The sequence below is a fragment of the Micromonospora sp. DSM 45708 genome (assembly GCF_039566955.1).
In the GTDB taxonomy this organism is placed as follows: domain Bacteria; phylum Actinomycetota; class Actinomycetes; order Mycobacteriales; family Micromonosporaceae; genus Micromonospora.
The window spans coordinates 648,819-669,086 of the sequence record NZ_CP154796.1 but is presented as its reverse complement, the minus strand read 5'-3'; the positions used below and the strand labels follow the sequence as shown (position 1 = coordinate 669,086).

Genomic DNA, 20,268 nt, shown 5'->3' with positions numbered 1-20,268 from the left:
CCGGCCCGGCCGGCGTGCCCCGACCCGCGCGCGGAGCCGCTACTACAGCGCTTAGTAGGCTGGTCCGGTGAACGACACTGCGTCGATGACCAGCGCGGCGGCGGCCGGCTCGCCGGTGGACGGGCTCCTCCCCACGATCGCGATCGTGCTGTCGCTGGCGGTCGCGGTCTGGGCCCTGGTGGCCGCCGTGCGCCAGCAGCCGCCGGACCGGATCCAGTTCGCCGGCCTGGCCGTGGTGGAGGTGGCGCTGCTGGCGCTGACCGTGGTGGCGCTCGTCGCACTGGGCGGTGGGGACCGGCCGGGCGAGCCGGGGGCGTTCTTCGGCTACCTGGTGACGCTGGTCTGCCTGCCGCCGCTGGCCTGGGTGCTGGCCCGGATGGAGCCGACCCGCTGGGGTTCGGCGATCGTCTGCGCGATCTGCCTGGTCACGCCCGTCGTGGTGGTGCGGTTGCAGCAGACCTGGGAGGTCGTCGGTGGTTGAGACGCGGGCACCCGAACGGGCCACCAACCGCGGGCCGGGGCGGTTGCTGATCGCGGTCTACATCCTCTTCGCCATCGCCGCGACGTCGCGGGCCGGGCTCCAGATCGCCACGAAGTTCGGCGAGGCGCCGGTGGCGTACCTGCTCTCCGCGCTGGCCGCGCTGATCTACATCGTGGCGGCGGTCGGGCTGGCCCGGGCCGGGCACGCCGGCCGCCGGGTCGCGCTGGCCTGCTGCTCGGTGGAGCTGGTCGGGGTGCTCGCGGTGGGCGTGCTGAGCATCGCCGACCCGGAGCTGTTCCCGGACGAGACGGTCTGGTCCGACTTCGGCAGCGGCTACGGCTACATCCCCCTGGTGCTGCCCGCGCTCGGCCTGCTCTGGCTCTGGCGCACCCGCCGCAACCCCTGACCTCCCCTCCCCTTCCTCCCTCCCCCGCCCTGGGCGCGCTTTCTGGGAAAGAGGGGCCGTGGAGCGCGGAATGGCCACGCTTTCTGGGAAAGCGTGGCCATCCGGTCGTGGGACGGGGGTCAGTCCTTCGGGCCGCCGGCGACGTAGATGACCTGGCCGGAGACGAAGGACGCGCCCTCGCTCGCCAGGAACGAGATGGTGTGCGCGACGTCCTCCGGGTGGCCGGTGCGGCGTACCGGGATCTCGGCGGCGGCGTGCTCCTGGAGCGCGGCGAAGTCGACCTTCATCCGGGCCGCGGTGGCCGCGGTCATGTCGGTGACGATGAAGCCCGGCGCGACCGCGTTGACGGTCACCCCGAACGGGCCCAGCTCGATGGCGAGCGTCTTGGTGAAGCCCTGCATGCCGGCCTTGGCGGCGGCGTAGTTCGCCTGGCCCCGGTTGCCCAGCGCGGAGGTGCTGGACAGGTTGACGATCCGACCCCACTTCCGCTCGACCATGTGCTTCTGGGCGGCCTGGCTGAACAGGAACGCGCCGCGCAGGTGCACGCCCAGGACGGTGTCCCAGTCGGCGTCGGTCATCTTGAACAGCAGGTTGTCGCGGAGCACACCGGCGTTGTTGACCAGCACGGTCGGCGCGCCCAGCTCGGCGGCGACCCGCTCGACGGCGGCCTCCACCTGGGCCCGGTCGGCCACGTCGGCGCCGACGCCGAGCGCCCGGCCGCCGGCGGCGACGATGGCGTCCACTGTCTCGCCGGTGGTGGACTCGTCGATGTCGACCACGGCGACGGCCATCCCGTCGGCCGCCAGCCGGCGGGCGGTGGCCGCGCCGATGCCGCGCGCGGCTCCGGTCACGATGGCGACGCGGGGCTCCTCCGACATGATTACCTCCCGGTAACTTGGGCTCGATCGGAGGAGCCTAACCCGCCGTCACGTCCGTCTACAGCGCCCCACCCCGGCAGAGCCGGATCCAGCGGTAGCCGTGACCGTTCAGCTTCAGCCGGTCGAGCTTGCCCGCCTCGTCGTAGTTGCGGTCGCTCAGCACGTCGATCGGCAGGTCCGCCTCCGGCGCCAGCGTGCTCAGGTCGACCTCCACGTCCTCGGTGCCGAGGTTGTGCAGGAAGACCATGGTCCCGGTCGGCCCGTCGGCGCGGTGCGCGAGCACCCCGGCCGGCATCGGCACGTCGATGTGGGTGGTGCTGCCGGAGCCGACCTCCGGGGCCTCCCGCAGCGTCCGGATCATCCGCTCGAACCAGCCGAGCAGCGAGCGCGGGTCCTTGCGCTGGGCGGTGACGTTGACCTGCTGGTAGCCGTACTCACCCTTGTCGATCACCGGGCGGACCAGCTTCTCCGGCTCGGCGGTGGAGAAGCCGGCGTTCTCCTTGAAGGACCACTGCATCGGGGTACGGATCGCGTCGCGCCCCTTCAACGTCAGGTCCTCCCCCATGCCGATCTCCTCGCCGTAGCGCAGCACCGGCGTGCCGCGCAGCGAGAACTGGAGCGCGTACGCCAGCTCGATGTGCCGGCGGTCGTTGCCGAGCATCGGCGCGAGCCGGCGGCGGATGCCCCGGCCGTAGAGCTGCATGTTCTCGTCCGGGCCGAACTTTGCCAACACGTCGTTGCGCTGGTCCGCGGTGAGCCGGGACAGGTCGATCTCGTCGTGGTTGCGCAGGAACGTCGCCCACTGCCCGCCGGTCGGCAGCTTCGGGGTGTCGCGCAACGCGTCGATGATCGCCTCCGGGTCCTCCCGGGCGAACGCGAGCATCAGGCGGCCGTTCATCATGAAGTCGAAGAGCATGTGGATCCGGTTGCCCGAGCCGCTGCCGTCGCCGAAGTAGACAGGCAACTCGTCCGGCTCGACGTTCGCCTCGGCCAACAGCACCGCGTCACCGCGTCGCCACTGCACGTGCTGGCGCAGGTCGGTGAGGTAGTCGAAGTCCTTCGCCGCGTTCGGGTTGCCCGGCTCGGTCTTCTCGATGATGAACGGCACGGCGTCCATCCGGAACCCGGAGACGCCGAGCTGGAGCCAGAACGAGGTGATCTTCTTGATCTCGGCGCGGACCTTCGGGTTCTCGATGTTCAGATCCGGCTGGAACTTGTAGAACCGGTGGTAGAACCACGCCTTGGCGGTCCGGTCGTAGGTCCAGGTCTCGTGCTGCTCGCCCGGGAACACCATGCCCTGGTGCCGGTCGTCCGGCTCGTGGTCGGCCCAGACGTACCAGTCGCGGTACGGCGAGTCGGGCGAGGACCGGGCGGACTGGAACCACGGGTGCTGGTCCGAGGTGTGGTTGACCACCAGGTCGATGATCACCCGGATGCCCCGGTTCTGCGCCTGGTGCAGCAGTTCGGCGAAGTCGCCGAGCGTCCCGAGTCGCGGGTCGACGTTGTAGAAGTCGGTCGCGTCGTACCCGTCGTCCTTGTTGGGCGAGGGGTGGATCGGGTTGAGCCAGAGGCAGGTCACCCCCAGCCGGGCCAGGTAGTCCAGGCGACCGATCAGCCCCTGGAAGTCACCCACCCCGTCGCCGTCGGAGTCCGCGTACGTGTCGACGTCGAGGCAGTAGACGACCGCCTCCTGATACCACCTGTCACCCATGCGGGCTCTACTTCTCCGAACGCGCGATCCGGCAAACCCGGTACGGTGCCGGCATGAGCGAGGACGCATCCGGCACCGACTGGTCCGGCGGGACGTGGCTCAACCCGCCCGAGCGGGCCGAGGTGGTCGACGGCGACCTGCTGGTCGAGCCGCGCGGCGGCAGTGACTTCTGGCGGCGCACCAGCTACGGCTTCGTGCACGACGACGGTTCGGCGCTGCTCGCGCCGTTCGCCGTGGGCACCGCCGTGGAGGTGTCGTTCCGGCTCGACTACGCCGCGCAGTTCGACCAGGCCGGCGTGCTGGTGCGGGTGGACGAGCGACGGTGGACCAAGGCCGGGGTCGAGGTGAGCGACGGCGCGCCGCAGGTCGGCGCCGTGGTGACCGACGAGTTCTCCGACTGGTCGGTGGCCCCGGTGCCGGAGTGGTCGGGGCGGGACGTGACGGTCCGGGTGAGCCGGGCCGGCGACGCGTTGACGGTCCGGGCCCGCGCCGACGGCGAGCCGTGGCGACTGGTGCGGGTCGCCCCGCTCGACCCGGCGGCGTCGGCGACGGCCGGGCCGTACTGCTGCTCGCCCAGCCACGGCGGCCTGCTGGTCCGCTTCACCGGCTGGCGGCGGGGGCCGGCGGACGAGGCGCTGCACCCGGAGGGTTAGCCCGGTCACCGACGGGTGTGAGCCAGGCTCGCACGGGTACTACCCCCGGATCTCCGGCACCCGTGTGGAAGGACCGCCATGGCCCTGGCCCAGAACGTCGATCCGAACCAGTTCACCGGGCTGACCGGGTGGGTGGCGAGTGTGATCGACGCGTGGGGCGCGGTCGGCGTGGCGCTGCTGGTGGCGCTGGAGAGCATCATCCCGCCGATCCCGAGCGAGATCGTGCTGGCGATGGCCGGTTACCTGTCCGCCGAGGGCCGCTTCAACGTGGTGGTGATCGTGCTGGCCGCGACCGCCGGCTCGCTGCTCGGCGCGCTGGTGCTCTACTGGCTCGGCGCGGCGCTCGGCGAGGACCGCCTCAAGCGGTGGCTGGACCACGTCCCGCTGGTCGACCTGGAGGACCTGGAGAAGGCGGACCGCTGGTTCGAGCGGCACGGCCGCTGGGCGGTGCTGATCGGCCGGGTGGTGCCGGTGGTCCGCAGCCTGGTGTCGATCCCGGCCGGCGCGAACCGCATGCCGCTGGGCGAGTTCGTCCTGCTCACCACGCTGGGCAGCGGGGTGTGGAACACGCTGATCGTCGGCGCCGGCTTCCTGCTCGGGTCGCGCTGGGAGGACGTCGACCGCTACAGCCAGTGGTTCAACTACGCGATCTTCGCGGTCTTCGGCGTGATGATCGTGAGCTGGGCGGTGAAGAAGGTACGCCGGCGACGCGCCCGGCAGTCGGTGACCGCCGGGCGCTGAACCGCGACGACTCAGCGGCGGAACGTGAACCAGTTGACGTTGACGTACTCCGACGGCTGGCCGCTGCTGAACGTGAGGTAGACGGTGTGCCGGCCGGTCACCGCGCCCACGTTGCCGGGCACCGAGGTCCAGGTCTGCCAGCCGCCGGTGTTGCCGACCGCGAAGCTGCCGAGCGGCGGCGCGGTCGGGCTGTCCACCCGCACCTCCACCAGGCCGCTCACCCCGGCCGCCGCGCCGGACGCGACCCGGGCCACGAAGTCCCGTGGCGGCGTGGAGCCGAAGTCGACGTTGTCGTAGCGGGCCCAGTCGCCGTTGGCCAGCCAGCCGATGTCCTGCCCGCCCTCGGCGCACGTCTCCACCTGCACGCCGTTCTGCGCGTTGAACGACTCGGCCTGGATGGTCGCGTACGCGTCCCGCACGCCACCCGGCGGCGGTGTGGTCGGCGTCGGCGACGGGTTTCCGCCGCCGCCCCGTGAGTAGACCGCCACGTAGTCGACGAGCATCGGCCGGCCGGACACGGTCGACGCGGTCGGCGTGGCGGAGCCGGCGACGCCGTTCGGGAAGCCGCCGCCCATCGCCACGTTGAGCAGCAGGAAGTAGCCGGCGTGACTGGTCATCTGCGTCCAGTACGGCTCACCGACCTGGGTCTGGGTGACGGTGTGGAACTGCTGGCCGTCGACGTACCAGCGCAGTTGCTGGGGGCTCACCGAGGTGTCCCACTCGAACCGGTAGGTGTGGAACGCCGACTGGCAGGTGCTGCCCGGGCAGGCGCGGGACGCGCCCCGGCCGTTGAACTCGTCGCACGGGCCGCCCGGCGCGACACCGCAGTGCAGCACGCCCCAGACCGAGTTGATCCCGTTGACGTTCTCCATTACGTCGAACTCGCCGATGCCCGGCCAGTTCTGGTAGTTGCCCCGGTAGGGCGAGCCGAGCGCCCAGAACGCCGGCCAGTAGCCGGCTGCCGCCGCGCCGGTGACGTTGGGCATCTGGATGCGGCCCTCGATCGCGAGCACGCCGCCGCTCGGCGGCTTGAAGTTGCTGCGTACCGTCTCGATGCGCGCCGACGTCCAGCGGCCGGCGCTGTCCTTCAGCGGTGTGATGCGCAGGTTGCCGGCGCCGTCCTGGGACAGGTTGGCGGTGCTGGAGGTGTAGCTCTGGATCTCACCGGTGCCCCAGTTGGCCGGACCGCCCGGGTAGCTGGTGCCGGTGTCGACGATCCAGTTGGCCGACGAGGGCAGCGTGCCGGCCGCGCCGGCGAAGTCGTCGCTCCACACCAGACTCCATCCGGAGGGTGGTGCCGGCACGGCTGCCTGGGCGGTCATCTGGACGCCGGCGAGCGCGGTGGTGGCGGCGAGCACGGTCACGGCCAGGGCGAGCCGGCGACGGGACCGGGGCACGGTGGTGGGGGCGGCCGGGGCCGCCGGGATCGGGTTCATCGGGGTGCCTCTCTGCGGGGACGGGGCGGAGAGCGCTCTCTGACAGCGATTTGTACGCGCCCGCCCCCGCATTTGTCAACAATCTTCAATGAATGCCGGTGGCGGCGGCGGTCAGGAGGACTCGCGGACCAGGGGGAAGGGCAGCGTCTCCCGGATCGAACGGCCGGTCAGCAGCATCACCAGGCGGTCCACGCCGAGCCCCAGCCCGCCGGTCGGCGGCATCGCGTATTCGAGGGCGGTGAGGAAGTCCTCGTCCAACTCCATCGCCTCCGGGTCACCGCCGGCCGCCTGCAACGACTGCGCGGTGAGCCGCCGCCGCTGCTCGGTCGGATCGACCAGCTCGGAGTACGCCGTGCCCAGCTCCATCCCGTACGCCACCAGGTCCCAGCGCTCGGCCAACCGGGGGTCGCGCCGGTGCTGGCGGGTCAACGGTGACACCTCGGTCGGGAAGTCCAGATAGAACGTCGGCGCCCCGGTACGCGCCTCGACCAGCCGCTCGTACAGCTCCAGCAGCACCGCGCCGGCCGACCAGCGCGGGTCGTACGGCACCCCGGCGGCGTCCGCGAGCTTGCGCAGCACGGCCAGCTCGGTGTCGGCGGTGACCTCCTCGCCCAACGCGTCCGAGACGGCCTCGTGCACCGTCCGCGCCGGCCACGCCCCGCCCAGGTCGACCAGCTCGCCGCCGGGTCGACGGGCCACCGGCGCACCGTGCACGGCGGTGGCCGCCGCCACGATCAGCTCCCGGGCCAGCTCCCGCATGTCCTGGTAGTCGGCGTACGCCTGGTACGCCTCCAGCACGGTGAACTCCGGGTTGTGGGTGGCGTCCACGCCCTCGTTGCGGAACGCCCGGCCCAGCTCGTAGACCCGCTCGATCCCGCCCACGGCGAGCCGCTTCAGGTACAGCTCCGGCGCGATCCGCAGACTCAACCGCAGGTCGTACGCGTTGATGTGGGTGACGAACGGGCGGGCGTTGGCGCCGCCGTGCACCCGTTGCAGGATCGGCGTCTCCACCTCCAGGAAGTCACGCCCGGCCAGCCCGGCGCGCAGGCTGTGCAGCGTCGCGCCGCGGGCCCGCAGCAGCTCCCGGGCCGCCGGGTCCAGCGCCAGGTCCAGGTAGCGCTGCCGGACCCGCGCCTCCGGATCGGCCAGCCCGTGGTGCTTGTCCGGCAGCGGGCGCAGGCACTTGGCGGTCAGCTCCCAGCCGGTCACCCGCACCGACACCTCGCCGCGCCGGGTCGCGTACACCTCGCCGGTGACGCCGACGTGGTCGCCGATGTCGACGGTCGACCGCCACCGGTCCAGGTCGTGCTCCACCATCAACTGAAGGTCGCCGCTGCCGTCGCGGACGGTGGCGAACAGGACCCGCCCGTGGTCGCGGACCAGCAGCACCCGGCCGGCCACCGCCACCGTCTCGCCGGCGCCGGTGTCCGGGGCCAGCCCGGCGTGCCGTGCCCGCACCGCCGCGCAGCTCGCCGTGCGCGGATAGCCCACCGGGTACGGGTCGACGCCGGCGGCCCGCAGCCGGTCGAGCTTCGCCAGGCGTACCCGGATCTGCTCCGGGCGGCGCGCGGCGGGCGGCTCCGGCGGGACGGCCCGGACCGCCGCGGCGGCCGGCGGCACGTAGTCGATCCCGCCGCCGGCCGGCGGCACCCCGTGCAGCGGTGTGGGCCGCCCGCCGGGCAGGGCCAGGAAGCCCTCCGCGGCGACCGCCGCGAGGCCGACCCGGGCCAGCTCCCGGCGCTCGGCGAAGCAGAGGTAGCGCGGCACCCAGTGCGGCTGGTATTTCGCGTTGGAGAGGTAGAGCGACTCGAGCTGCCACCAGCGGGAGAAGAAGAGCAGCGTGTGCCGCCAGGCCCGGATGATCGGGCCGGCGCCGATCCGCGCGCCCTGCTCGAACACGGACCGGAACGCGGCGAAGTTGAGCGACACGCGGTCGACGCCGAGCCGCGGGCCGGCGGCCAGCAGCGCGGTCACCATGAACTCGGTGACGCCGTTCTCGGCGGCCCGGTCCCGGCGCATCAGGTCCAGCGACACCCCGTGCGTGCCCCACGGGCTGAACGAGAGCAGCCCGCGCACCCGACCCGTGCCGTCGCGCGCCTCGACCAGCACACAGTCGCCGTCGGCCGGGTCACCGAGCCGGCCCAACGCCATCGAGAAGCCGCGCTCGTGCCCGGTGTCCCGCCACGCGGTGGCCAGCCCGGCCAGCTCGGCCAGCTCCTCCGGCGGGATCTCGGCGTGCCGGCGGACCCGGGCGGTGTAGCCGGCCCGCTCGACCCGGTGCACCGCCTGCCGGACCGGGCGCATGTCCCGGCCGTCCAGGTCGAACTCCCGGGTGTGCAGGATGGCCTCGTCGCCGAGCTGGAGCACCTTCAGGCCGTGCCGGCGGTACGCCCGCGCGCCGGTTTCGCTGGCGCCGAGCACCGCCGGCGTCCAGGCGTACGCCCGGGCCTGGTCCAGCCACGCCTCGATGGCCGGCCCCCACGCCTCCGGGTCGCCGACCGGGTCGCCGCTGGCCAGGCTGACGCCGTTGACGACCCGGTAGGTGAGCGCGGCCTTGCCGCTGGCCGAGAAGACGGCCGCCTTGTCCCGCCGGGTGGCGAAGTAGCCGAGCGAGTCCCGCTCGCCGTGCCGGGCGAGCAGCTCCCGGATCCGCTCCTCCTCGCCGGCGTGCAGCACCGCGTTGGCCCGTTGCGAGCGGACCAGCGTGAACAGCGCGGCCAGGAACGCCGTCGCGCCGAACGCGCCGAGCAGCAGGTTGACCCAGCCGGGCGCCTGCCCCCGCCGGGTCACGTCCAGCGTGATCGCCCCGCCGAAGACCTTCTCCACCGCGTAGCCCAGCCGGTCGGACCAGGTGTGCAGGCTGCCCGGCTCGACCAGGAGCAGCAGGTAGCCCAGGGGAACGAAGACGGCGGCCAGGCCGGCGAAGACGCCCAGGGCACGCCAGGTGCTGCCGGGCCGGACCCGGGCGTAGAACTCCCGCCGGGCGGCGACCAGCAGCGCCACCGCGGCGGCGGCGAACGCGATGCCGACCCAGACGCCGATCGTCTCCAACGTGCCGAAGAGCCGCTGGCCGGCGGCGTGGTTCAGCTCGTTGGCGCCCACCATCAGCAACAGCCCACCGGCTGTCAGGCCGACCACCAGCGTGAGACTGAAGTAGACCAGCAGCACCCACCAGGCCAGCCGCTTGCGCCGCCGGGCCGCGGCGGCCAGGACGCCGAGGAAGACCGCGTACGCGAGGTTCGCCGGCGCGGGCACCAGCAGCGCGTCGACCGCGGTGCGGACCGGTTGGACGTCGGCGGCCACCGCGCTGCTCAGCGCCGCCAGCGCGCACACCGCCGCGATCACCGCGAGCAGGATCGCGAAGCCGCGCGGGACCTGGGCGCGAACGCCGGTCACCGTCCGCGACGTGCCGTTCGGAGTCACCGCGACCTCCTCCGGCCCGGCGACCGCCCGCCGGGCCGGCTCATCGTAGTCCCGAGTTCCGTCGCCCGACGGCCCTCCGTGGCCCCGCGGCGCGCGACCGACCGGGTGAATCGGGCCGACACGCCGTCCGGCGCGTTTTCGGGCCTCGACACGGTGGGTAACAGACCGTCGACCACGCGGCACGGTGCCGTGACCGGTCCGGAGGAGACGGTGGTGACCATGGGCGGCTCAGTGGCGGAGCAGGAACGGAACGCCGCCGCGGGCGGGACGGACCTGCTGACGGTCGGCGTGGAGGAGGAGTTCCTGCTCGCCGACCCGCACACCGGGACCGCCGTGCCCGCCGTCGACCTGGTGATGGAGCAGGTGCCGGCCGAGCTGCGCGGCCAGGTGGAACGCGAGTTCCAGACCAGCCAGATCGAGATCGGCAGCCCGCCGGGGCTGGAGCTGTCCTCGATCCGGCACTCGCTGGGGATGCTCCGCGCCGAGCTTGCCGACGCGGCCGAGCGGGCCGGCGTACGCCTGCTGGCGATCGGCACCGGGCCGGTCGACGGGCCGGTCCCGGCGGTGGTGGACAAGCCCCGCTTCGACCGGATGATCGAACGGTTCCGGCTGCTGGTGCCCGGCCCCGGCAACAACGGCATGCACGTGCACGTCGGCGTGCCGGACCCGGACACCGGCGTGCAGGTGCTCAACCACGTCCGGCCCTGGCTGCCGATCCTCCAGGCGGTCACCACCAACTCCCCGTTCTCCCGGGGCGAGGACACCGGCTACGCGAGCTGGCGCTCGATCGAGTGGGAACGCTGGCCGTCGGTGGCGCCCACGCCCTGGCTGGAGTCGCACGAGCACTACCAGCGGCTGATCCGGCAGCTCATCGCCAGCGGCGTGATGCTCGACGAGGGAATGCTCTACTGGTACGCCCGGCTCTCCGCCAAGTACCCGACCGTGGAGATCAGGATCGGCGACGTCTGCCCGTCCGTGGACGACGCGGTGCTGGTGGCCGCGCTGGTCCGGGGCCTGGTCGCGACCGCGCTGACCGACATCGCGGCCGGCCGACGGGCCGTCAACACCGACCACCACCTGCTGGTCGCCGCGCACTGGCGGGCCGCCCACGACGGGCTGGAGGGCCAGGGCGTCGACCTGAGCGACGGCGAGCTGCGCCCGGCCTGGGAGCTGCTGGAGCGACTCGTCGACCGGCTCCGCCCGGAGCTGGACCGGCACGGCGACCTCGACCAGGTGACCGAGCTGCTGGACGGGCTGCGCCGGCACGGCAGCGGCGCGGCACGGCAGCGGGCGGTGTTCGCGCGCACCGGCGAGCTGGTCGACGTGGTCGCGGACGTGGCCCGGCAGACCCGTGGTTGAGCTGCCCCGCGGCCCGGTCGGGGCATGACAGGATGAGCGGCGTGGCGGAGCGGATGATCGTCGTCGGCGGGGACGCCGCCGGCATGTCGGCGGCCTCCCAGGCGCGGCGCCGCCGCGACCGGGCGGACCTGGAGATCGTCGCGTTCGAGCGGGGCCACTTCACGTCCTACTCGGCCTGCGGCATCCCGTACTGGGTCAGCGGCCTGGTGCCGGAGCGCGACCAGCTCGTCGCCCGCACCCCGGCCGCGTTCCGCGACGAGTTCGACATCGACGTCCGGACCCGGCACGAGGTCACCGCCATCGACCTGGACAGCCGCGAGGTGGTCGCCCGGGACCTCGACGGCGGCGGCGAGGTCCGCGCCGGCTTCGACACCCTGGTGTACGCCACCGGCGCCACCCCGGTGCAGCCGGAGTGGGCCCGCGACGAGGTGGCCGGCGTGTTCGGCGTGCAGACGCTCGACGACGGCGCCGCGCTGCTCGACTGGCTCGAACGCGAGCCCCGGCCACGACACGCGGTGGTGGTCGGCGGCGGCTACGTCGGCGTCGAGATGGCCGAGGCGCTGGTGCAGCGCGGGCTCTCGGTCCAGTTGGTCGAGCAGGCCGCGCAGCCGATGGCCACCGTGGACCCGGACATGGGCGAGCTGGTCGCCGAGGCGATGCGCCGGGTCGGCATCGGCATCCGCGCCGGGCTGACCGTCACCGGCCTTGAGGAACGGGACGGCCGGATCGTCGCGGTGGTCACCGACGAGGGGCCCGTCCCGGCCGACGTCGTGGTGCTGGGGCTCGGCGTACGCCCCAACACCCGGCTCGCCGAGGCCGCCGGCCTGCCGCTCGGGCCGTCCGGCGCGATCCGGGTGGACCGCCGCATGCGGGTGCCCGACGTCCCGGGCGTCTGGGCGGCCGGCGACTGCGTGGAAACCCTGCACCGGGTCAGCGGCATGCCGGTGCACATTCCGCTCGGCACGCACGCCAACAAGCAGGGCCGGGTCGCCGGGATCAACATCGGCGGCGGGTACGCCACGTTCCCCGGCGTGATCGGCACCGCCGTCACCAAGGTCTGCGAGCTGGAGGTCGGGCGCACCGGGCTGCGCGAGCGGGACGCCACCGAGTCCGGGTTCGAGTTCGTCACGGTGACGGCCGAGTCGACGAACCGGGCCGGCTACTACCCGGGCGCGCAGAAGATGACCGTGAAGCTGATCGCCGAGCGGCCCAGCGGGCGGCTGCTCGGAGCGCAGATCGTCGGCTGGTCCGAGGCGGCCAAACGGATCGACGCGCTGGCCGTGGCGCTGTGGAACGGCATGACGGTGGACGAGATGACCGCGCTCGACCTGGGCTACGCGCCGCCGTACGCCCCGGTGTGGGATCCGGTGCTGATCGCCGCCCGGAAGGCCGTCGACGCGCTCGCCGCGAAGTAAGGAAGGGCCCCCTCTTTACGCCTTCCGCACAGGAGGGCGCCCCGCTTGGCATCCGCGTCCCTGTCGGGGGGTGGGATTACCTTGTGCGCGTTGCTGGTTCGGCGCTTTCCTTGGAGGACCCCTTGTCGCAGGAGACGACTTACCTCGAACTGTCCGAAGTGGATGGTGCGGCTCACAAGTTCTACGAGGTGGTGGTCGACGACACCGTGCTGACGGTCCGCTACGGGCGGATCGGGGACCAGGGGCAGGTGAAGACCAGTGCCTTTCCGGACAACACCCGGGCCCGGGCCGCCGCGGCGAAGAAGATCGGCGAGAAGATCCGCAAGGGCTACGCTCCGGCGGTGCCCGGCCTGCGCCAGAAGCGGCAGGTCTCCCGCCGGCAGATCGTCAGCACCCGCTCCACCGCCCGCACCGCCCCGGTCCTGTGGCGGTACGCCTCGGGAGCGCCCGCGTTCGGCATCTTCGTCGACGGGCGGCACTGCATGGTCGGCAACGAGCACGGCGTGATCACCACGCTGGACCACGACGCCCGGATGGTGAACCAGGTCCGGCTCCCCGAGGGCGTGAAGTGCATCGTCGCCGACGACGCCTGGGTCTACGCCGGCTGCGACGACGGCAACGTCTACGACCTCTCCGGCAAGGTGCCCCGGGCGGCGTACGCGATCGCGCCGGAGATCGACATCTACTGGCTGGACATCCACGACGGCGTCCTCGGCGTCTCCGACCACGAGGGCGGCGTCGCCGCGTTCGACCACGAGGACGAGTTCCTCTGGCGCCGGGCCGGGCGCGGCCGGTCCGCCTGGATGGTGCGCTGCGACGCCGACGCGCTCTACCACGGTCACTCGCAGGGGGTCACCGGCTACGACTGGCGCACCGGGCGGGAGCTGTGGCACACCCCTACCGGGGCGGTGCTCTTCGGCTGGCAGGAGCGCGACGCGGTATTCGCCGGCACCGGCACCCGGGAGGTGGTGCGACTGCGCAAGGACGGCCGGGCCGAGCGGACGTACCGCTGTGACGCCGCGGTCTTCTCGTGCGCCACCGCCGAGGACGGCCGGTACGTCTTCGCCGGGGACAGCGCCTCCTCGGTCTACTGCTTCGACGAGGCCGGCAACCGGCTGTGGAAGCTCGGCACCGGCTGCGGCTCGGCCTACTCCATGCAGTACCACGACCAGCGGCTCTACGTGGTGACCACCAGCGGCTACCTGGCCTGCATCGACGCCGGCGAGGCGGCGATCCGGGCGGCCGAGGCGGGCGACGTGCCCGAGGTGGTGGACGTCAAGGCACCGGCCCGGCTGCCCGAGCCGGCCGCCTGGGCCACGGTCGAGGTGACCACCGACAGCCGGGACGGCGTGCTGGTGCAGTGCGTCGAGCACGGCGGCCGGCTGCGCGTCCACGTCCTCTCCGACGGCTACCAGCGGGACTGGTCGGTCCAGTTCCCCAAGGGCATCCGGGAGCCCGGCGCCCGCTACCTGGTCAGCGAGATCCGCGAGTCCGGCCGGGGTGGCTTCTACCGGGCGTACGGCGACATCCGGCGGCTGCGGTGACCGCAGCCCGCGGCCCGACGGGCCGGGGTCGGGCGGCCCCGGTCACCGCGCTCGGCCAGGATGGCCGGATGCGGTGGGAGATCCCGGAAGGATTGCGGTGGACCGAGCGGACGCCGCTCGGCCGGGCGTGGCTGGCGGAGCTGCCGGACCGGTTGGCGGCGTGCGTGGCGCGGTGGGAGCTGACCGCCGTCGGGCCGCCGTTCGACTACGCGTACGCCTCGCTGGCCGTGCCGGCCGAGCTGCCGGACGGCACGCGGGCGGTGCTGAAACTCCAGTACCCGGACGACGACAGCGTCCACGAGGCCACCGCGCTGGCGCACTGGGCCGGCCGGGGCGCGATCCGGCTGCTCGCCCACGACGCCGACCGTCGCGCGCTGCTGGTCGAGCGCTGCGATCCGGGCGTACCGCTGCACACGCTGGCGGCCGACGCCGCGCTCGACGCCGCGGTCGGCCTGCTGCCCCGGCTCGCGGTGCCGGCCGGCCCGCCGTTCACGCCGCTCGCCGAGGAGGCGACCGGCTGGGCCGAGCGGATGCCGGCCAACTGGCGGCGGACCAACCGGCCGTACGAGCGACGGCTGCTCGACGCCGCCCTCGGCCTGCTCGCCGAGCTGGCTCCGGACCAGGGCGAACAGGTGCTTGTCAACCAGGATCTGCACGCCGGCAACGTGCTGGCGGCCGGCCGCGAGCCGTGGCTGGCCATCGACCCGAAGCCGCTTGTCGGCGAGCGGGAGTTCGCGGTCGTGCCACTGGTCCGGGGTGCCGAGCTGGGCCACTCCCCGGCGGCGGTGCGGCACCGGCTCGACCGGCTCACCGGCGAGCTGGGCCTGGACCGGGCCCGGGTCCGCGGCTGGGCGATCGGGCAGACGCTGGCCTGGAGCATCGACGGCGACCAGGTCTTCCCCGGCAACGTCGAGACGGCCCGCTGGCTGCTCGACGAGTGCTGACCGGCCGGCGACCGAGCCGACCGGGGCCGCGCGGCGCGCTCAGCCGGCCTGACAGGTGGGGCACCAGTAGAGGTTGCGGCCGGCCAGCGTGCCCCGGCTCACCGCGGTGCCGCAGACGTGGCAGGGCGCACCCGGGCGGCGGTAGACGTACACCTCGCCGCCGTGCCGGTCGACCCGCGGCGCCCGGCCGGTGGCCTCCGGCAGGTGCACGTCGCGCACGGTGTCGATCCGGCCGCGCCCGACCGCGCGGGTCATCAGCGTCACCAGGTCCGCCCAGAGTTCCGCCCAGCCGGCCGGCGTCAGCTCCCGTCCGGGCAGCAGCGGCGGCAGCCCGGCGCGGAACAGCGCCTCGGTCACGAAGATCAGCCCGGTGCCGGCCACCACGGACTGGTCCAGCAGCAGCGCGGCGAGCGGGGTGGGGCTGCGCCGGATCCGCGCGTACGCCCGGTCCGGGTCGGCGTCGGCGCGCAGCGGGTCCGGGCCGAGCCGGCCGCGCAACGCCGCCACCTCGGGCGGGGTGAGCAGCTCGCAGGCGGCGGGGCCGCGCAGCTCCAACCAGTTGCGGTCGCTGTGCAGGCGCAGCCGGAGCTGGCCGACCGGGGCCGGCGGCTCCCCCGGCCCGTCGGCGACCCGGCCGTACAGCCCGAGGTGCACGTGCAGCGTCAGCTCGCCGGCGTAGTGGTGCAGCAGGTGCTTGCCGTACGCCTCGGTGCCGTCCAGGACGGTGCCGGTGAGCCGGGCCGCGCCCTCGGCGAAGCGCCCCTGCGGGCTGTCGGCGTGCACCTTGTCGCCGGCGAACAGCTCGGCGTGGCGCGCGGCGAGGCGGTGGATGGAGTGTCCCTCTGGCACAGGTGCCAAGCGTAGTCAGCGGTTCTCACCCCTGCCGGCTGACCGCCGCCAGGTCGAGCAGGTGGGCCAGGCGGTACCGCAGCACCCGCGCCTGCCCGGTCGACAGCACCACGGCGGAGGCCGCGCCGCTCAGGCTCACCATCGTCCGGGCGGCGGGATGCAGTGCCCGCACCAGCCCGACCTCGACGGACGACTCCGAGCGGTTGGTGTCCAGCCGGCGGGCACGGGAACAGTGTCGGCCGCGGAGCCGGCAGCGGTCCCGGTCGCACCAACGTGGGTGGGCCAGGTCGTCCGGGGCGGCGAGGTTACCGGTCGGATAGACGAACACGTGCCCGCAGGGCCGCGACACCCCCGGCCCCAGACCGATCGGGTACGCGTCCAGCCCGGCCCGGCCCAGCGCGCCAAGCGCGTGTGGGGTGTGCGCCGCACAGGTGTACGCGCAGGCGTCCAGGGAGTCCGTCGTGTACAGCTCGATCCGCAGCGTCGCCGGTTCTCCGCACTCGGGCAGGGTGGGTAGGTTGCTCACGGACGCCTCCTCGTGGGTGGCTGAGGTCGCCTGACTCGACGCCAAACTACCAGTCTTCATTTGGCCTTATCAAGTAGGTCTTCTTGTTGATGGTTGGCCAATGACGATTGCGAAATTCACGCGACATTTGGCCGATGAGATCATCTGTGGCATGGCCAACCGACTGGCGGATGCGGTGCGCGCGTTTCACATGGCGCAGGCGACCGCCGCTGCCTCCGCCCAGCGCGCGGCGGAGGATCGGGAGAAGGTCACCGAGGCACGCGACCAGCTCGCCACCGCCATCGTGGAGGCGTCCCGGGGCGGCATGCGCCAGGTCGACATCGTGCGGGTCACCGGTTACACGCGTGAGCGCGTACGCCAGATTCTGCGCTCCCACGGCATCGCGCCCGACTAGTCCGCGTCGCCCGCCAGCAGGGTGACCACCGCACGGGACGTCATTGAATCGACGTTTGTCGAATGACAGACTGGCTGGAGTTCGCGCTCGGGAGCCGGGGCGAGCCGCTCGATCCAGCAGGAGAGTGACGCGCGGGGTGGTGCGCCACCCGGCGCCGGGCAGTCCTCTCCGGCAGTCCGCCGTGCCGCCGTTGCGCCACCGGGGCGGTTGAACGCCACCACCGCCGATCGCGCCGCGGGGCCCGCAGCTCAGCTCAGGAGCGCAGATGATTCGTACCCTCGGCGCGGCTCTGGCCGCCGCCCTCACCCTGACCGGCCTGGCCGCCTCGACCGGCGCCGCCCGGTCGCCCGCCACCGTCCTGACGACACCCGCGCCCACTCCGACGCTGGTGTGCCCGCCGGCGCTACCGGTCAGCGGCCAGGTGACCGGCACCACCGCCACCAGCCTCACCGTCAGCTACTCGATGCTGCTCAGCCCGCCCTGCGGCTACGACCCGCCGATGGTCGTCAGCCTCTTCACCAGCCGCGAGGACGCCACCGGGTGGCGCAATCCGGTGGCCGAGGCCGTTACCGGGCCGGAGCGGTACGGGACGGTTACCGTCGGCGGGCTGACCCCGGACACCGACTACTGGTTCCGGTTCGGCGACACCCACGGCACGCGCGATCCGTACCTCATCGGTGGACCGGCGCGGACGCTGCCGATGTCGACGTGCACCGCGACGGTCACCATCGACAGCCGGTGGTACGGCGGCTTCATCGCCACGGTCACCGTGCGCAACACCGGGGCCGAGTCCACCCACGGCTGGGTCGTCTCGTGGCGGTGGACCGGTGACGAGCGCATCGAGTCGATCTGGGGCGGGGTGGCGGAGCGCGCCGGCGAGAACGTCGCGGTCCGCAACGCCTCCTGGAACGGGACGCTGGCACCGGGCGGCTCGACCACGTTCGGCGTGTTGGTGGCCGCCAGTAGCGCGTCCGCCGGCATCTCGCCGGTCTGCGGGCGGTGACCGGCATGCGGTCGACGGATCGGGCGGTCCCCCACGGAGGAAACGACCGGATGAGCCGGGGCGGACGACTCGGGGCGGCCCTCGCGGCGCTCACCGTGGCCGTCGCGGCGGTGCTGGTCGGGCCGGCCACGGGCGCGCTGGCGGCGCCGGTCACCGTCACCAACGGCACGCAGTTCACCGACACGAGCGGCGCCGTGGTGCACGCCCACGGCGGCGGCGTCCTCAAGGTCGACAACTACTACTACTGGTTCGGCGAGAACCGCAACCCGGACAACACGTTCCGGGCGGTTTCCGTCTACCGCTCCACGGACCTGCGCACCTGGGAGTTCCGCAACAACGTGCTCACCCCGTCGTCGGCCACCGAGCTGCGGGGCGCCAACATCGAACGGCCGAAGGTCATCTACAACGCGGGCACCGGCCGGTTCGTGATGTGGATGCACAAGGAGAACGGGTCCGACTACAACGAGGCGCGGGCCGCGGTCGCGTCGTCGACGACGGTGGACGGCGCGTACACGTACCACGGCAGCTTCCGGCCGCTCGGGCAGCACATGTCCCGGGACATCACGCTCTACAACGACAACGGCACCGCGTACATGATCTCGGCGGCCGACGACAACTACGACCTGAACATCTACCGGCTCACGTCGGACTATCTCAACGTCGCCGGCCTGGTCGGCAACTTCTGGGACGGCGCGCACCGCGAGGCACCCGCGATGTTCAAACGGGGCAGCACGTACTTCCTGCTGACCTCCGGCGCGACGGGCTGGAGTCCGAACCAGGCCCGGTACGCGACCGCGCCGAGCATCTCGGGCCCGTGGACCGGCTGGACCGACGTGGGCAACGGCACCACGTTCAACTCGCAGCCCGCCTTCGTGCTGCCGATCCAGGGCACCGCCGCCACCAGCTACCTCTACCTGGGTGACCGGTGGGCCGGGGCGTGGGGCGGGCCGGTCAACGACTCGCAGTACGTGTGGCTGCCGATCTCGTTCCCGACCAGCACCAGCATGAGCCTGACCTGGTACCCGTCCGTCACCATCGACACGGCCGCGGGGACGGTCACCGGCGACGCGCCCGTCTCCTACCGGGTCACCGCCCGACACAGCGGTCGGGTGCTGGACGTGATCGGCAACTCCACGGCGAACAACGCCGAGGTCAAGCAGTGGACGTGGAACGGCGGCGGGAACCAGCGGTGGGAGTTCCAGGACGCCGGCGGCGGCTGGTTCCGTCTCGTGAACGCCAACAGCGGCAAGTGTCTCGACGTCGCCGACGCGTCCACCGCCGACGGCGCGAACATCATCCAGTACACCTGCGGCGGGGGCACCAACCAGCAGTGGCAGTGGGCCGCGGTGGGCAGCTACTTCCAGCTCCGCGCCCGGCACAGCGGCAAGTGCCTGGACGTGGTCGACGCCGCCACCGGCGACGGTGCGGACGTCCAGCAGTACACCTGCGGCGGTGGCACCAACCAGCAGTGGTCACGCACCCAGTCGTGACGCCGCCCGCCTGACGGCGTCGGGCCGTCCCCGCCGACCCGACGCCGGCCGGGCCGGCCCGGTGCCGTCACCGGGTGTCGATTTCCGCACGCCTGGGTACCTCCTCACTGTCATGCGCGGCCTCCGCGCCTGTATCAGGAGGTACCAACGTGAACATCCTGTCCCGCCGGAACTCTCCGGCGCGTAGTACCGATGTGAACGGCGACGGTGTGGTGGACGCCCGCGACGAGACCCCGGTCGCGGACGGAACGGCCGGTCGGCCGGTGGTGACCGACCGCGACGCGGCACGGACCACGTACCGCAGCGACGCGACCGCCACCGAGGCGGAGCGGGCCGCCGACCCCGAGCGGACCGCCGAGACCGGGCCGGTCACCGACGCCGCGCGCGTCGAGACCGTGCCGCGTACCGGCGAGGCGGAGCGGCGGGCGGCACAGCGGGCCGCCTCGGCACGGGCGGCGACCAGCCGGCCGTTGGGCCGGCCGACGCGGCCCGTCGACCCGGAACCCACCCAGGAACACACCGTCGACCTGAACGGGGACGGCCGACCGGACCGCGCCGTCGACCTGAACGGGGACGGCCGACCGGACCGCGCCGTCGACCTGGACCGGGACGGCCGACCGGACCGCGCCGTCGACCTGGACGGCGACGGCCGACCCGACCGGGAACTCGCCCCGGAGCTGACGAAGAAGCCGCGGGCCAGCCTGCTCGCCACGCTCGGCCTGATCGTGTCCGTGGTCGGCGCGGTCTTCGTGCTCTCCGGCACGCTGGCCGGCTACGGCATCGGGCTCGGCGCGGTCGGCGCGGTGCTGGCGGTGCTGGGTCTGATCGCCACCCGACGCCGGCACGTGGCCGGGAAGACCGACGCGCTGATCGGCATCCTGGTCGGCCTGGCCGCCGTGGTGCTCGGCATCGTGGCGATGACCGGCCAGTTCGACTGGCCGACCACCGACGGCGAGTGGGTGGGCCGGTTCCGCGAGTGGCTTGATTCACAGTTTGTCGATCGGTTCTGAGGGCA

General features: G+C 73.2%; 18 protein-coding genes. 12 read left to right on the top strand and 6 right to left on the bottom strand.

The window, feature by feature from the left end; translation table 11 throughout:
- Positions 1-85 precede the first annotated feature (85 nt).
- Both VKK44_RS03290 and VKK44_RS03285 read left to right on the top strand, forming a co-directional pair.
- A complete protein-coding gene (locus VKK44_RS03290) occupies positions 86-481 on the top strand; it encodes a hypothetical protein (RefSeq protein ID WP_343447643.1) in 396 nt (131 codons plus the stop codon).
- On the top strand, positions 474-887 hold the full coding sequence (locus VKK44_RS03285; RefSeq protein ID WP_343445358.1) for a hypothetical protein: 414 nt from the start codon (positions 474-476) through the stop codon (positions 885-887). Before VKK44_RS03290 ends, VKK44_RS03285 begins: the two co-directional genes overlap by 8 nt.
- A 119-nt stretch (positions 888-1,006) precedes the next feature.
- On the opposite strand, the gene fabG is transcribed toward VKK44_RS03285, so the two are convergent.
- Positions 1,007-1,765: a 3-oxoacyl-ACP reductase FabG gene (fabG, locus tag VKK44_RS03280; protein WP_343445357.1), complete on the bottom strand. Its 759-nt coding sequence runs from the start codon at positions 1,763-1,765 to the stop codon at positions 1,007-1,009.
- Between the two features lie 58 nt (positions 1,766-1,823).
- A complete protein-coding gene (locus VKK44_RS03275) occupies positions 1,824-3,476 on the bottom strand; it encodes an alpha-amylase family protein (RefSeq protein ID WP_343445356.1) in 1,653 nt (550 codons plus the stop codon).
- Between the two features lie 53 nt (positions 3,477-3,529).
- Here VKK44_RS03275 and VKK44_RS03270 point away from each other — a divergent pair, with 53 nt between their 5' ends.
- Complete coding sequence (locus VKK44_RS03270; protein ID WP_343445355.1) at positions 3,530-4,129, top strand: DUF1349 domain-containing protein; 600 nt, start codon at positions 3,530-3,532, stop codon at positions 4,127-4,129.
- 78 nt (positions 4,130-4,207) lie between these two features.
- Entirely contained in the window at positions 4,208-4,870 is a 663-nt protein-coding gene (locus VKK44_RS03265) for a DedA family protein (protein WP_343445354.1), read from the top strand.
- A gap of 11 nt (positions 4,871-4,881) precedes the next feature.
- Here the strand turns inward: VKK44_RS03265 and VKK44_RS03260 are convergent, their stop codons facing one another.
- Both VKK44_RS03260 and lysX read right to left on the bottom strand, forming a co-directional pair.
- The gene (locus VKK44_RS03260) at positions 4,882-6,306 is read right to left on the bottom strand and encodes a carbohydrate-binding protein (protein WP_343445353.1); all 1,425 of its coding nucleotides are present in this window, start codon (positions 6,304-6,306) and stop codon (positions 4,882-4,884) included.
- 111 nt (positions 6,307-6,417) lie between these two features.
- A complete protein-coding gene (lysX, locus tag VKK44_RS03255) occupies positions 6,418-9,729 on the bottom strand; it encodes a bifunctional lysylphosphatidylglycerol synthetase/lysine--tRNA ligase LysX (RefSeq protein WP_343445352.1) in 3,312 nt (1,103 codons plus the stop codon).
- 210 nt (positions 9,730-9,939) lie between these two features.
- Between lysX and VKK44_RS03250 the strand changes: the two genes are divergently transcribed.
- The 4 genes from VKK44_RS03250 (at position 9,940) to VKK44_RS03235 (ending at position 14,991) form a co-directional block, all read left to right on the top strand.
- On the top strand, positions 9,940-11,088 hold the full coding sequence (locus tag VKK44_RS03250; protein WP_343447642.1) for a carboxylate-amine ligase: 1,149 nt from the start codon (positions 9,940-9,942) through the stop codon (positions 11,086-11,088).
- 41 nt (positions 11,089-11,129) lie between these two features.
- A complete protein-coding gene (locus VKK44_RS03245) occupies positions 11,130-12,503 on the top strand; it encodes an FAD-dependent oxidoreductase (RefSeq protein ID WP_343447641.1) in 1,374 nt (457 codons plus the stop codon).
- 122 nt (positions 12,504-12,625) lie between these two features.
- Positions 12,626-14,047, top strand: coding sequence for a WGR domain-containing protein (locus VKK44_RS03240; protein WP_343445351.1), 1,422 nt, complete (start codon positions 12,626-12,628; stop codon positions 14,045-14,047).
- A gap of 68 nt (positions 14,048-14,115) precedes the next feature.
- Positions 14,116-14,991, top strand: a complete 876-nt coding sequence (locus VKK44_RS03235) for an aminoglycoside phosphotransferase family protein (protein ID WP_343445350.1) — start codon at positions 14,116-14,118, stop codon at positions 14,989-14,991.
- A gap of 39 nt (positions 14,992-15,030) precedes the next feature.
- Here the strand turns inward: VKK44_RS03235 and VKK44_RS03230 are convergent, their stop codons facing one another.
- Together VKK44_RS03230 and VKK44_RS03225 are read right to left on the bottom strand one after the other, a co-directional pair.
- On the bottom strand, positions 15,031-15,840 hold the full coding sequence (locus VKK44_RS03230) for an Fpg/Nei family DNA glycosylase (protein WP_343445349.1): 810 nt from the start codon (positions 15,838-15,840) through the stop codon (positions 15,031-15,033).
- Between the two features lie 25 nt (positions 15,841-15,865).
- Entirely contained in the window at positions 15,866-16,366 is a 501-nt protein-coding gene (locus VKK44_RS03225) for a hypothetical protein (protein ID WP_343445348.1), read from the bottom strand.
- 100 nt (positions 16,367-16,466) lie between these two features.
- Between VKK44_RS03225 and VKK44_RS03220 the strand changes: the two genes are divergently transcribed.
- The 4 genes from VKK44_RS03220 to VKK44_RS03205 all read left to right on the top strand — a co-directional run bounded on the left by VKK44_RS03220 (position 16,467) and on the right by VKK44_RS03205 (position 20,263).
- Entirely contained in the window at positions 16,467-16,760 is a 294-nt protein-coding gene (locus tag VKK44_RS03220) for a hypothetical protein (RefSeq protein WP_343445347.1), read from the top strand.
- A 265-nt stretch (positions 16,761-17,025) separates the two neighbouring features.
- On the top strand, positions 17,026-17,763 hold the full coding sequence (locus VKK44_RS03215) for a cellulose binding domain-containing protein (RefSeq protein WP_343445346.1): 738 nt from the start codon (positions 17,026-17,028) through the stop codon (positions 17,761-17,763).
- A gap of 50 nt (positions 17,764-17,813) precedes the next feature.
- Positions 17,814-19,253, top strand: coding sequence for an RICIN domain-containing protein (locus VKK44_RS03210; protein WP_343445345.1), 1,440 nt, complete (start codon positions 17,814-17,816; stop codon positions 19,251-19,253).
- A gap of 194 nt (positions 19,254-19,447) precedes the next feature.
- Positions 19,448-20,263, top strand: coding sequence for a DMT family transporter (locus VKK44_RS03205; protein WP_343445344.1), 816 nt, complete (start codon positions 19,448-19,450; stop codon positions 20,261-20,263).
- Positions 20,264-20,268: the final 5 nt, after the last annotated feature.